This is a genomic window from Microtetraspora sp. NBRC 13810, from assembly GCF_030268685.1.
Lineage (GTDB): Bacteria > Actinomycetota > Actinomycetes > Streptosporangiales > Streptosporangiaceae > BSRQ01.
This window is the reverse complement of sequence record NZ_BSRQ01000017.1, coordinates 186081-198971: the sequence shown is the minus strand read 5'-3', so window position 1 is coordinate 198971 and position 12891 is coordinate 186081. Positions and strand designations below refer to the sequence as shown.

Sequence of the window (12891 nt, the reverse complement as noted above, 5' to 3'; positions counted from 1 at the left end):
TCCCGGCCGATACAATCAGTATCAACCAAAGGAATCCGTCACAGACAACATGACGGGGTTAATTCATCATGCACTGGCTTTTAGCACACTGTTGAGTTCTCAAGAAACGGACGCGAACACCTTCCGGCCTATCCGAAGATCTGCCTTCCGGGGCGAACTTCCGTCTTTTCTATCTTAGCAGATTTGGGAAGTTTGTAGCAAACTGACCCTTATCTACATTTTTGTCCCCTTTCGAGGACCGCCCCGCTATCTTAGCCAAGCGCCCGGCCCTGACCAAATCATGGTGAAGGACCCGGATCCCGGTGGAGATAGGTGGGAGTGCGTGGCTCTTCGGCCTCGCAGGAAGAACTTTAGCACTCTCGCCGGGATCTTCCGTGCAGTACTCGGTAACAATGAGGTCTACCCATGGTCCACAGGGCCTAAACAGGCTTGGGCCATGGAGTTGCAAAAGGCCGCCCATGCCCCCGTCGACGCAGGTCAACGCGGGTATGGGCGGCCTCGACGATCAGCTGGCCGGCAGTGCCGCGAGCTGTGCCTCCAGCCGGGCGATGTCCTCGCCGGCCTGGGCCGCGCGGGCCCGGACCTTGGCCACGACGTCGTCCGGCGCCTTGGACATGAACTGCTCGTTGCCGAGCTTGCCCGCCGACTGGGTGGCCTCCTTGCGGGCAGCCGCGAGATCCTTCTCCAGGCGCTTGCGCTCGGCGGCCACATCGATGGCGCCCGCCGTATCGATCTCGACCACGACCGTTCCCACGGCGAGCCGTGCGGTGGCCGCGAAGCCGTCCTCCGGCGCGTCCAGCCGGAGCAGGGTCCGGATCGCGGGCTCGTGCGGGGCGAGCGGCCCGCCGTCCAGGGACAACCGGGCCGCGACCCGCTGGCCGGGCTTGAGCCCTTGGTCGGAGCGGAACCTGCGAACCTCGGTCACCAGGTCCTGCAACCGCTGGATCACGCCTTCCGCGGCCGGATCGTCATAGGCCGCGTCCGCGGCGGGCCATGGTGCGACGACGATGGACTCACCGCCGGTGAGCGCGCGCCACAGCTCCTCGGTGACGAACGGGATCAGCGGATGCAGCAGCCGGAGCAGCGCGTCGAAGACGTGGCCGAGGACGAACCTGGTGTGGTCCAGCCCGGCGGCGAGCTGGATCTTGGCCAGCTCGACGTACCAGTCGCAGACCTCGTCCCAGGCGAAGTGGTAGAGCAGGTCGGACACCTTGGCGAACTCGAACTCTTCCGAGGCGTCGTCCACCGCCCTGGTCACGCTCTGCAGCCTGGACAGGATCCACCGGTCGGCCTCGGTCAGCGACTCCGCGTGCGGCTCGGCCGCGACGGAGGCGCCGTTCATCAGCGCGAAGCGCGTGGCGTTCCAGATCTTGTTGCAGAAGTTGCGCGAGCCGGCGGCCCAGTCCTCGCTGATCGCGACGTCCGAGCCCGGGTTGGCGCCGCGGAGCAGGGTGAAGCGCGTCGCGTCCGCGCCGTACCGCTCGATCCAGTCCAGCGGGTCCACGACGTTGCCGAACGACTTGGACATCTTCTTGCCGAACTGGTCGCGCACCATGCCGTGCAGGGCGACGGTGCGGAACGGCGGCTCCCCGTCCATCGCGTAAAGCCCGAACATCATCATCCGGGCCACCCAGAAGAACAGGATGTCGTACCCGGTGACCAGCACGGAGGTCGGGTAGAAGCGCTTGAGCTCCGGGGTCTGCTCCGGCCAGCCGAGCGTGGAGAAGGGCCACAGGCCGGAGGAGAACCAGGTGTCCAGGACGTCGGCGTCCTGCACGTAACCGGGCGGCGGCTGCTCGTCCGGGCCGACGCACACGATCTCCCCGGCCGGGCCGTACCAGACCGGGATCCGGTGCCCCCACCACAGTTGCCGTGAGATGCACCAGTCGTGCATGTCGTCCACCCAGTCGAAGTAGCGCTTGGCCAGCTCCGGCGGGTGGATGCGGGTGCGGCCGTCGCGCACGGCGTCACCGGCGGCCTTGGCCAGCGGCGACACGTTGACGAACCACTGCAGCGACAGCCGCGGCTCCACCACGGTCTTGCACCGCGAGCAGTGGCCGACGGAGTGCAGGTAGGGCCGCTTCTCCTCGACGATGCGCCCCTCGGCGCGCAGCGCGGCGATCACGGCGGGCCGCGCCTCGAAGCGGTCGAGCCCCTCGAACGGCCCGTGCGCCGTGATGACGCCCCGCTCGTCCATCACCGACGGCGAAGGGAGCCCGTGCCTGCGGCCGATCTCGAAGTCGTTGGGGTCGTGCGCCGGGGTGACCTTGACCGCGCCGGTGCCGAACGCGGGATCGACGTGCTCGTCCGCGACGATCGGGATGCGCCGCCCGGTGAGCGGCAGCTCGACCTCGCGGCCGACCAGGTGCGCGTAGCGCTCGTCCGCGGGGTGCACCGCCACCGCGGTGTCGCCGAGCATGGTCTCGGCCCGGGTGGTGGCGACCACGATCGACTCGTCGCCGCTGCCGTACCGGATCGAGACGAGCTCGCCCTCGTCCTCCTTGTGCTCGACCTCGATGTCGGAGAGCGCGGTGAGGCAGCGCGGGCACCAGTTGATGATGCGCTCCGCGCGGTAGATGAGACCGTCGTCGAACAGCCGCTTGAAGATCGTCTGGACGGCGCGGGACAGGCCCTCGTCCATCGTGAACCGCTCGCGGGACCAGTCGACCCCGTCACCGAGCTTCCTCATCTGCCCGAGGATCCAGCCGCCGGACGCTTCCTTCCACTGCCAGACGCGCTCGACGAAGGCGTCACGGCCGAGGTCGTGGCGGGAGACGCCGTCCTTGGCGATCTCGCGCTCCACGACGTTCTGCGTGGCGATGCCGGCGTGGTCCATGCCGGGCAGCCACAGCGTCTCCATGCCGCGCATGCGGGCGCGCCGGGTCAGTGCGTCCTGGATCGAGTGGTCGAGCGCGTGACCGATGTGCAGCGAACCTGTCACGTTGGGCGGCGGCAGGACGATGGAGTACGGCTCGCGCCCGCTGCCCGGGTCGGCGTGGAAGAAGCCCTCGGATACCCATCGCTCGTAGCTTCGGGTCTCGACTTCCGAGGGTGTGTACTGGGTGGGCAGCTCTGGCGTCGTCACGGTGACCAATTCTAGGGACGTCCGGCGGCCGCTTTGGCGCATCTCGCCCGGTCACGCCGGTAGGGATCAACGCAGGTCAGAACGGCGGGCCCTGGAGTACAGGGCCGGCCGGGGGCCACAGGCCAGGTGGGAAGGAGCCGGACCGGCAGGTCAGGCGGACTTCTCCCGCGGGGTGCGCTGCTGCTTGGCCTGCAGCTGGTCGCGCGGCACGAGGGTCGGGTTGACGTGCTCCAGGACCGAGGCCCTGTCGATGATGACCCTCGCCACATCCTGCCGGCTGGGTACCTCGTACATCACCGAGAGGAGGACCTCCTCCAGGATGGCGCGCAGGCCGCGGGCACCGGTGCCGCGCAGGATGGCCTGGTCGGCGATGGCCTCCAGCGCGTCGGTGCCGAACTCCAGCTCGACGTTGTCCAGCTCGAACAGCCGGCGGTACTGCTTGACCAGCGCGTTGCGCGGCTCGGTGAGGATCTGGATGAGCGCCTCGCGGTCGAGGTTGTGCACGCTCGTGATGACCGGGAGCCGGCCGACGAACTCCGGGATCATGCCGAACTTCAGCAGGTCCTCGGGCATGACGTCGCCGAAGATGTCGGAGGAGTCGATCTCGTCCTTGGAGTGGATGACGGCGTTGAAGCCGATCCCCTTCTTGCCGATCCGGGACTCGATGATCTTCTCAAGCCCGGCGAAGGCGCCACCGCAGATGAACAGCACGTTGGTGGTGTCGATCTGGATGAACTCCTGGTGCGGGTGCTTGCGGCCGCCCTGCGGAGGCACCGAGGCGGTGGTGCCCTCCAGTATTTTGAGCAGCGCCTGCTGCACACCCTCACCCGAGACGTCGCGGGTGATCGACGGGTTCTCGCTCTTGCGGGCGATCTTGTCGACCTCGTCGATGTAGATGATGCCGGTCTCGGCCTTCTTGACGTCGTAGTCGGCGGCCTGGATCAGCTTCAGCAGGATGTTCTCGACGTCCTCGCCGACGTAGCCGGCCTCGGTCAGCGCGGTCGCGTCGGCGATGGCGAACGGCACGTTGAGCATCTTCGCCAGCGTCTGCGCCAGCAGAGTCTTGCCGGAACCCGTCGGGCCGAGCAGCAGGATGTTGGACTTGGCCAACTCCACGCCGTCGTCACGCCCGCGCTCACCGGACTGCACCCGCTTGTAGTGGTTGTAGACCGCCACCGAGAGGGCCTTCTTCGCCTTGTCCTGACCGATGACGTAGGCGTCGAGGAACTCGTAGATCTCCCTCGGCTTGGGCAGGTTGTCCCACTTGAGCTCGGAGGACTCGGAGAGCTCCTCCTCGATGATCTCGTTACAGAGATCGATGCACTCATCGCAGATGTAGACGCCGGGTCCGGCGATGAGCTTCTTGACTTGCTTCTGGCTCTTTCCGCAGAACGAGCACTTCAGCAGGTCTCCCCCGTCGCCGATGCGTGCCACCCCAGATACTCCTTTGCGTGGGACCGCCCTGCTACCGCGGTCCGTTTCTTTCGCCCCCGGCCCGATACCGGGTGCGAAAAGTCATCCCGCTCAGGTTTCGACGTTACCGTCTTCCGGGCCCTCAGTGAGCCCCCTAGCGGCGAGTCGCACCGGAACGTGCCCAATTGGGCACCGTTCCGGTGCGCACGATCCGTCAGGAAGCGACTGCCTGCGCCCGCTTCTTCCGCGACGGAATGATGTCGTCTACCAGGCCGTAGGCCTTGGCCTCGTCGGCGCTGAGAATCTTGTCGCGCTCGATGTCGCGACGGATCTCGTCCGAAGGCTTGCCGGTGTGCCGCGCCACGATCTCCTCCAGAAGCGCGCGCATCCGGAGGATCTCCCTGGCCTGGATCTCGATGTCACTGCCCTGGCCGCCGCCCTCGGTGGACGGCTGGTGGATCAGCACCCGCGCGTTGGGCAGCGCGAACCGCTTGCCGGGAGTGCCTCCCGCCAGCAGCACCGCCGCCGCCGACGCCGCCTGGCCCAGGCAGACCGTCTGGATCTCGGGCCGGACGAACTGCATCGTGTCATAGATCGCCGTCATGGCGGTGAAGGAGCCACCCGGCGAGTTGATGTAGATGCTGATGTCACGGTCGGGATCGAGCGACTCCAGGGTCAGGAGCTGGGCCATGACGTCGTTGGCCGACGCGTCGTCGATCTGCACCCCGAGGAAGATGATGCGGTCCTCGAAGAGCTTGTTGTAGGGATTCATCTCCTTCACGCCGTACGTCGTGCGCTCGACGAACGAAGGGATGATGTATCGGCCGTTGATGTCCCCCGGCCGGATCAGCTCGCTCACCTCGTGTCCCTTCAGGAGACGGCGCCCGAGGAGGGCACCTGCCGCGCACTGCGCACGACCTGGTCGATGAAGCCGTAGTCCTTGGCCTCATCCGCCGTGAACCAGCGGTCTCGGTCAGAATCCTTCTCGATCTGGTCGAGCGCCTGACCCGTATGGTAGGCGATGCGCTCGGCCAGGGTCTTCTTCACATAGAGCATCTGCTCCGCCTGGATGGCGATGTCGGCGGCGGTGCCGCCGATGCCACCGGAAGGCTGGTGCATCATGATGCGCGCGTGCGGGAGCGCGTAACGCTTGCCGTGGGCGCCGGCGCAGAGCAGGAACTGCCCCATCGAGGCGGCCAGCCCCATGGCCACCGTGCACACGTCGTTAGGCACGTATTCCATCATGTCGTAGATCGCCATGCCCGACGTCACCGAACCGCCAGGCGAGTTGATGTACAGGTAGATATCCCGCTCGGCGTCGTCGGCGGCGAGAAGGAGCAGTTCCGCACAGATTCGGTTGGCGATCTCGTCGTTGACCTGGGTGCCCAGCACGATGATGCGCTCGCGCAGCAGCCGCTGATAGAGCTGGTCTTCGAGCCTGAACGAGCCGTTGGACTGGCTCATCGAGGGCTGCTCGAGACCTGTCGGCTGGTAGAGGGTCGGCGGGCTGGTCACAGCGTCACCTTCCGATGCGTCGTAATCGATTGGCCTTTGCCTGTGACCCTAACGCCCGTCGCGGACCGGACATGCCCCCTCCGCCTGCTGTTCGCTGTCGGCGCAGGTAGGGCCCGTGCAGGTTTGAAACAGGTCACACCGTCGCCGGCCACGGGCCGCGTAAACGCCGACGCCCTCACCGCACGCGTGTGCGGCGAGGGCGTCGGTGACACTCTCGGGGTGCCTGCCGGGACGGTTGTCTCGGAGGCTCAGTCCTCGGACTTCTCCCCGGCCGGCTCGTCCTGCCCGGCGCTCTCGTCCTGCGGGTTGAGCTCGGCGTAGATCGCCTTGAGGTCGACCTCGGCGCCCGACTCGTCGGTCACCTTGGCGGCGTCGCCGACGACGCTCTTGGCCTTGTCCCGCACGATCTCGACCATGGCCAGCGTGAGCTGGTCGTTGTCGGCGAGGTGCTGGGCCAGCGTGTTCGGGGCGACGCCGATCTCCATGGCGCGGCGGACCACGAAGTCGGTCAGCTCCTGCTCGGAGACGCCGAGGTCCTCCTGCTTGACGATCTTGTCGAGCACGAAGCCGGTCTTGAGTGCCTTGGCCGCGCTCTCCTCGAACTCGGCGAAGCGCTCTTCCTCGGTGGTCTGGTAGAGGCGGAAGAACGCCTCCCGGCTGAGGCCGCTGTCGGAGATCTGGTGCTCGAGGTTGTGCTTGCGGGCGTCGATCTCGGTGGTGAGCGCGCTGTCCGGAAGCGGGATGTCGAGCTTCTCCAGGAGGGCGTCGACGGCCTTCTCGCGGACCTGCACGACCTGGTCGAGGAGCTTGGTGCGGCGCACCTGCTCGCTCAGGCTGCCACGCAGTTCCTCAAGCGTGTCGAACTCGCTGGCGAGCTGCGCGAACTCGTCCTCCAGCTCGGGCAGGACCTTCTCCTTGACCGACTTGACCTTGATCGAGATCTCGGCCTCCTCGCCGGCGTTCGCACCGCCGACGAGGTTGGAGGTGAAGGTCTTCTCCTCGTCCGCCGACATGCCGAGCAGGGCGTCGTCGAGGCCCTGGAGCACCGAGCCGGCGCCGACCTCGTAGGACACCTCGCTGGCCTGCTGCTCCTCGATGTTCACACCGTCGATCGCGGCGGCGAGGTCCATGACCACGTAGTCACCGGCGACGGCCGGGCGCTCCACGCCGGTGAGCGTGGCGAAGCGCTGGCGCAGGGCGTCGAGCTGGGCGTCGATGTCGGCGTCGGAGACCTCGGCAGCCGGGACGGTGATCTCGATGTCGCTGTAGTCGGGAAGGTCGAAGTTGGGCCGGATGTCCACCTCGGCGGTGAACTCGACCTGCTCGCCGTCCTCGATCTTCGTGACCTCGATGTCCGGCTGGCTCACCGGGAAGATGTCGCTCTCGTCGACAGCCTGACCGTACAGCTTCGGTACCGCGTCGTTGAGGGTCTCCTCCAGCACCACCGCGCGGCCGAAGCGCTGCTCGATGATGCGAGCAGGGACCTTGCCGGGGCGGAAACCGGGGACGCGCACCTGCTGCGCGACCTTCTTGTACGCCGCCTTCATGCTCTCGCCGAGCTCCTCGAACGGCACCTCGACGGTGAGCTTTACCCGGGTCGGGCTGAGCTCCTCGACAGCGGTCTTCACGGGGTGGTCTCCTTGATCAAGCTTCGAGTGATCGCGGGCGCGTCGATTCGTGCTTCTCGGTCGAGTCTCGCCGTGCCTCATCGCACCGGGCCCCGCTGACGACCCCGGGCGCCTTTCGGCCGGCTCCTTCTCCCGTACGGCTACCGCGGCAGCGCGCCGCGCCCACATGAGCGGCGCTGATCACAACCTTTATGGACATGCTGTAGCCGGCTGTTGTCCAGCACCGCCCGCCAGTCTAGGGCAGATGCGCACCCGAGAGCGACGGCGCCAGGGTCAGATGTCCTTCATGATCTTGACAAGGATCTGGACCGTCTCGTCCGGCGTGGTGCTGACGGCGCACAGACGCTCCATCACCTCGCCGTATCGGTCGACGTCCTCGCGCTTGTCCAGATAGAGGGCGCTGGCCAGTTGCTCGACGTAGACGACGTCGGGCAGCTCGCTGTCCTGGAAGCGCAGGATGCTGAACGCGCCGCCCTCCGCGCTGTGCCCGCCGAAGCTGAACGGCATCACCTGGATGGTGATGTTGGGCTGGCGCATGAGGTCGAGCAGGTGCTCCACCTGGGCGCGCATCACGTCGGCGCCGCCGATCGGGCGGCGCAGCGCGGCCTCGTCGATCACGGCCCAGAAGAACGGCCCGTCGCCGCCGTCGAGCACCCGCTGGCGCTCCATCCGCAGGTCGACCCGGCGGGCGATCTCGTGTGAGCCGAGCCCGGCGGCGCCCGCGGTGATGACCGCCCTGGCGTACTCCTTGGTCTGGAGCAGGCCGGGGATGAACTGCACCTCGTAGGTCCTGATCCGGGTCGCGGCCTCCTCCAGGCCGACGTACGCCTGGAACCACGAGGGCAGCAGGTCGTTGAAGCGGTGCCACCAGCCCGGCTCGTTGGCCTTGAGCACGAGGTCCATGACCGGCGCCCGCGCCTCGGCGTCCTCCACGCCGTAGAAGGTGAGCAGATCGGCGACGTCGCGCTCCTTGAACCCGACCCTGCCCAGCTCCATGCGGCTGATCTTGGACTCGGAGCCGCGGATGACGCTGCCCGCGTCCTCGCGGGTGATGCCCTTGTTCTCGCGGAGCCGGCGCAGCTGGGACCCGAGGAGGATGCGCAGCGCCGTGGGGCCCGATCCCGGCTGCATCTGCGTCACGTCGCCTCCCTCGTGCACCTTTACCAGCGCACACAGTGTCACTACTTCCGGCCGTCATGACAAGGTCTCAACCTCGTGGCCGATTCGCAACCGAGCCACACCCTGGACGCCCATGCGGCTGCACATTGCAGCTGCACGTGCATTTGGGTCTTGCAGCGGACGTTCCCGGTGACCCATGATGGCCTAGTGCATATTGGGCTAATGGGGCATTAGTCCGTAAAACGGCATCGATGGCGGAGATGTGAGATGAGAGCGGGAGGGGCCGGCAGAATGGTGGATGAACCCATATCCACTGCCGACTGCCTGCAGTTCAACCGCCGGCTCCGGTTCTCGGAGCTGCTCTACGGCCACGGTTCCGACACGGCCACCTGCCCGCTGCCGCCCAAGGCCGACTCGGTCAAGACGGCCAGGGACGTCACCAGGAACACGCTCAGGAGCTGGGGTCTGCCGGAACTCGGCGACGACGCCGCACTGGTCGTCTCCGAGCTCGTCACCAACGCCGTACGTTACGCGCCGTGCTCGCCCGGCGCGGTCGGCGAGCTGCCGATCACCCTGATGCTGCTGCGGATGTCGCCCGGCGTGCTGCTGGCGGTCGCCGACCCGAGCAACCAGGCGCCGACCCCCAAGGAGCCGGACTTCGTCTCGGAGAACGGCCGCGGGCTCTACATCGTCGAGACCTACAGCAGGCGCTGGGGCTGGGACCGCCTGGACAACGGCGGCAAGGCCGTCTGGGCCCTCTTCGACACCGGCCGCTGAGACCTCTGCGCCCCGGGCGACGGTCACCGGACGCTCCACCCGGCGGAGAACCCGCCGGGTTTCTTCTTTGGTCGGGGCGGCGGGATTTGAACCCACGACTTCGTGCACCCAAAGCACGCGCGCTACCAAGCTGCGCCACGCCCCGTGGCGCCGTTGCGCAAGCGCCCGCGAACTCCGGTACGCTTACGCCCTGACGACCGGATGCAGTCTAGACCAGACCGCGCCCGGCTCGCGCGGACGTAGCTCAATGGTAGAGCCCCAGTCTTCCAAACTGGCTACGCGGGTTCGATTCCCGTCGTCCGCTCCGCTGAGAAAAGGCCAGGTCAACCGTCATTCGGTGACCTGGCCTTCTGTCTGCCCATCTTTTTTCGCCCATCTTCCCGGCCCCGGCCTTCTCGGCGCCCCGACGACCGGCCGTCGCGCGCCCCGGCAATGCCCCGGACCGGCGAGCCGGCAGCGGAATACGGGCGCCCTCCCGGGAAGCGTGACCCATTCGTGACATCAATTCTTCCGACTTCCCATCGGCCGCCGCCCGGACGGATTCTCAGGGGGCGTGCGGGCCGCGGAAGGGGAGGGTCTGGCTGTAGACGATGTTGGTGGTGGTGCTGCCGAAGTGCGCGAGCTCGTCCACGACCTTCTCCAGGTGGCCCATGGAGGTGGCGGCGACCTTCAGCGTGTAGCAGTCGTCGCCGGTGGTGCGCAGGCACTCCAGGATCTCCGGGCGCTCGCCGAGGAGCCGGTGCAGGGGCTCGTGCCGGCTGCCGGGGTATTTGAGGCGGACCACGGCGAGCACGGCGTACCCGACCTTGTCCAGGTCGACGACGGCGCGGTAGCCGGTGATGACGCCGGCCGCCTCCAGCCGGCGCACCCGCTCGGTCGTCGCCGACGCGCTGAGGCTCACCCGCCGGGCCAGCTCGGTGAGCGACATGCGGCCGTCTCGCTGGAGCTCGGCCAGGATGGACCAGTCGGTCAGATCAAGAGTCTCGGCCATCTGGCAAAGATACCGGTGAATCCACGGCCGAACAGCCCCCAGTCCGGGATATCTTCCTTCCATCCGGGCTGATCGCCTGGATAGCCTGGCTTGGTGAAATTAGGCGTGAACGTCCCGAACTTCGGGCCGGGCACCCGTCCCGACGTGCTGCGTGCCTGGGCGCAGACCGTGGAGGGGCTGGGGTTCGACCTGCTGATGGTCTCCGACCACGTCGTGGTGACCCCCGACGTCGCCGAGCAGTATCCGGCGCCGTTCTACGAGCCCTTCACCGCGCTGTCCTGGCTGGCCGGGATCACCACCCGGATCAGGCTCGGCACCACGGTGCTCATCGTGCCCTACCGCCACCCGCTGCTCACCGCCCGGATGGCCGCCAACCTCCAGCAGCTCAGCGGCGGACGGCTGGTCCTGGGCGTGGGCGTCGGCTGGGCGCGGCAGGAGTTCGAGGCGCTCGGCGTGCCGTTCGGGCGACGCGGGGCGCTGACCGACGAGCATCTGCGGGCGATGCGCCGGGCCTGGGCGGACGAGGACGACTACCGGTCCGGGCGGATCCCGCTCTGGGTGGGCGGCGGGTCCGACGCGGCCCTGCGCAGGGCGGTGCTGCTGGGCGACGCGTGGCACCCGCTGCGTTTCACCCTCCCCTGGCTGCGCGAGCGGGTGGACCGGCTGCGGGCCGCCGCGGACGAGCTGGGACGTCCCGTCCCGGCCTTGGCTCCCCGCATCCTGCTGCGGCTGACCGACGCCCCGGTGACCGGCGCGGACCGGCGGGCCGGCGAGGGCACCCTCGACCAGGTCGCGGAGGACCTCCGGCAACTGCGCCTGCTCGGCGCGGAGAGCGTCGTCCTCGACCCCTTCATCGGCGACCCCGACGAGACGAACCATCCCGAGACGGCATGGCGGATGCTCGCGACCGTGGCCGCCCACCACTCAGAAACGGAACACGCATGACCCACGACGACGAACGCTTCCTGCACAGGGCGATCGAGCTGGCCACCGCGTCCAGGAAGGGCGGGAACCCGCCGTTCGGCTCGCTGCTGGTGGGCCCGGACGGCGACGTGCTCGCCGAGGACCACAACACCTCGCTCACCGACTCCGACATCACCGCCCACCCCGAGCTGAAGCTGGCCAGGTGGGCCGCCCGCGAGCTCGACCCGGCCACCGCGGCCGGCACCACCATGTACACGAGCTGCCAGCCGTGCGTCATGTGCGCGGGCGCCATCGAGCGGTCCGGCCTCGGCCGCGTCGTCTTCGCGCTGTCCAACGAGCAGCTCGGCGCGCTGAAGCCGCCGCCCGGCCCTTCGTCCTTCCGCCAGGAGGGCCCCGCGCTCTTCGAGGAGGCCGCCGCCGCGGTCGCCGGCTACTACGTCTGACCGGGGGTCCTGCGGGGAACAACACCCCCCGTCCCGAGGTTCCCGCTCGTGGAACCGGAGGAGGATCGCATGGGCGACTACGGACGGCCGCTGGAGTTCGGTTATTTCCTGGTGCCCGAGGCGGGTGAGCCGCTGCTCGACCGGGCGCGGACCGCCGACCGGCTGGGCCTCGACCTGATCGGCGTGCAGGACCACCCCTACCAGCGGCGCTATGTGGACACCTGGACGCTGCTCAGCATGATCGCCGCGGTCACCGAGCGGGTCAGGGTCTTCCCCGACGTGGCCAACCTGCCGCTGCGCCCGCCCGCCGTACTGGCCAAGGCCGCGGCGAGCCTGTCGGTGCTGAGCGGCGGCCGGGCCGAGCTGGGCCTCGGCGCGGGCGGCTTCTGGGACGCGATCGAGGCGTACGGCGGCGCCCGGCGCGGTCCGGGGGCGGCGCTGGGCGCGCTGGACGAGGCGATCACGGTGATCAGGAAGATCTGGTCACAGGAGCGCAACCTGCGTTTCGAGGGCGAGCACTACCGGCTGGCCGGGGCCAACGCCGGACCGGCGCCCGCGCCCGGGATGGAGCTGTGGCTCGGCGTCCGCGGGCCGCGGGCGCTGGCGCTCACCGGGGCGCGCGCCGACGGCTGGCTGCCCTCCTCCCCATGGGCGACGCCCGAGCTGCTGCCCGGCCTCAACGCCCGCATCGACGACGCGGCGCGCGCGGCCGGCCGCGAGCCGCGGGCCGTGCGCAGGCTCTACAACGTCAGCGGAGTCATCACCGGCGGCCCCTCGGAGGGCTTCCTGCGCGGTCCGGCCGGGCAGTGGGCCGAGGAGCTGACCGATCTCGCGGTGGGCTACGGCATGGACACGTTCGTGCTGTGGCCGGACGGCGACCAGGAGACGCAGTTGCGCCGGTTCGCCGAGGAGGTCGTGCCGGACGTCCGGGAACGGGTGGCCCGCGAGCGCGAGGGCTGAGTGCCCTGCTCGGCGGGGGTGTGACGGCGCACCGGT

11 protein-coding genes and 2 tRNA genes are annotated in these 12891 nt (G+C 68.5%); 5 read left to right on the top strand and 8 right to left on the bottom strand.

Annotation, left to right across the window (positions count from 1 at the left end; genetic code table 11):
• Positions 1 to 505: 505 nt before the first annotated feature.
• The 6 genes from QSK26_RS29520 to QSK26_RS29495 all read right to left on the bottom strand — a co-directional run bounded on the left by QSK26_RS29520 (position 506) and on the right by QSK26_RS29495 (position 8781).
• A complete protein-coding gene (locus QSK26_RS29520; protein ID WP_285778554.1) occupies positions 506 to 3127 on the bottom strand; it encodes a valine--tRNA ligase in 2622 nt (873 codons plus the stop codon).
• Between the two features lie 108 nt (positions 3128 to 3235).
• On the bottom strand, positions 3236 to 4519 hold the full coding sequence (gene clpX / locus QSK26_RS29515) for an ATP-dependent Clp protease ATP-binding subunit ClpX (RefSeq protein ID WP_285778553.1): 1284 nt from the start codon (positions 4517 to 4519) through the stop codon (positions 3236 to 3238).
• A 193-nt stretch (positions 4520 to 4712) separates the two neighbouring features.
• On the bottom strand, positions 4713 to 5357 hold the full coding sequence (locus QSK26_RS29510; protein ID WP_285778552.1) for an ATP-dependent Clp protease proteolytic subunit: 645 nt from the start codon (positions 5355 to 5357) through the stop codon (positions 4713 to 4715).
• An 11-nt stretch (positions 5358 to 5368) separates the two neighbouring features.
• On the bottom strand, positions 5369 to 6013 hold the full coding sequence (locus tag QSK26_RS29505; RefSeq protein WP_502888759.1) for a ClpP family protease: 645 nt from the start codon (positions 6011 to 6013) through the stop codon (positions 5369 to 5371).
• Positions 6014 to 6261: 248 nt separating this feature from the next.
• The gene (gene tig, locus QSK26_RS29500; protein ID WP_285778551.1) at positions 6262 to 7641 is read right to left on the bottom strand and encodes a trigger factor; all 1380 of its coding nucleotides are present in this window, start codon (positions 7639 to 7641) and stop codon (positions 6262 to 6264) included.
• Between the two features lie 273 nt (positions 7642 to 7914).
• A complete protein-coding gene (locus tag QSK26_RS29495) occupies positions 7915 to 8781 on the bottom strand; it encodes a Sco1979 family transcriptional regulator (protein WP_285778550.1) in 867 nt (288 codons plus the stop codon).
• A gap of 270 nt (positions 8782 to 9051) precedes the next feature.
• On the opposite strand from QSK26_RS29495, the gene QSK26_RS29490 reads away from it, so the two are divergent.
• Positions 9052 to 9537: an ATP-binding protein gene (locus QSK26_RS29490; protein WP_285778549.1), complete on the top strand. Its 486-nt coding sequence runs from the start codon at positions 9052 to 9054 to the stop codon at positions 9535 to 9537.
• Between the two features lie 68 nt (positions 9538 to 9605).
• Here the strand turns inward: QSK26_RS29490 and QSK26_RS29485 are convergent.
• Positions 9606 to 9682 (bottom strand) — tRNA-Pro (locus QSK26_RS29485).
• 88 nt (positions 9683 to 9770) lie between these two features.
• On the opposite strand from QSK26_RS29485, the gene QSK26_RS29480 reads away from it, so the two are divergent.
• Positions 9771 to 9841 (top strand) — tRNA-Gly (locus tag QSK26_RS29480).
• Between the two features lie 240 nt (positions 9842 to 10081).
• Here QSK26_RS29480 and QSK26_RS29475 read toward each other — a convergent pair.
• Complete coding sequence (locus tag QSK26_RS29475; protein ID WP_285778548.1) at positions 10082 to 10528, bottom strand: Lrp/AsnC family transcriptional regulator; 447 nt, start codon at positions 10526 to 10528, stop codon at positions 10082 to 10084.
• A gap of 93 nt (positions 10529 to 10621) precedes the next feature.
• Here QSK26_RS29475 and QSK26_RS29470 point away from each other — a divergent pair, with 93 nt between their 5' ends.
• The 3 genes from QSK26_RS29470 (at position 10622) to QSK26_RS29460 (ending at position 12855) form a co-directional block, all read left to right on the top strand.
• Entirely contained in the window at positions 10622 to 11473 is an 852-nt protein-coding gene (locus QSK26_RS29470; RefSeq protein ID WP_285778547.1) for an LLM class flavin-dependent oxidoreductase, read from the top strand.
• On the top strand, positions 11470 to 11895 hold the full coding sequence (locus QSK26_RS29465; protein WP_285778546.1) for a nucleoside deaminase: 426 nt from the start codon (positions 11470 to 11472) through the stop codon (positions 11893 to 11895). Before QSK26_RS29470 ends, QSK26_RS29465 begins: the two co-directional genes overlap by 4 nt.
• A 69-nt stretch (positions 11896 to 11964) precedes the next feature.
• Positions 11965 to 12855, top strand: a complete 891-nt coding sequence (locus tag QSK26_RS29460) for an LLM class flavin-dependent oxidoreductase (protein ID WP_285778545.1) — start codon at positions 11965 to 11967, stop codon at positions 12853 to 12855.
• Positions 12856 to 12891 lie beyond the last annotated feature (36 nt).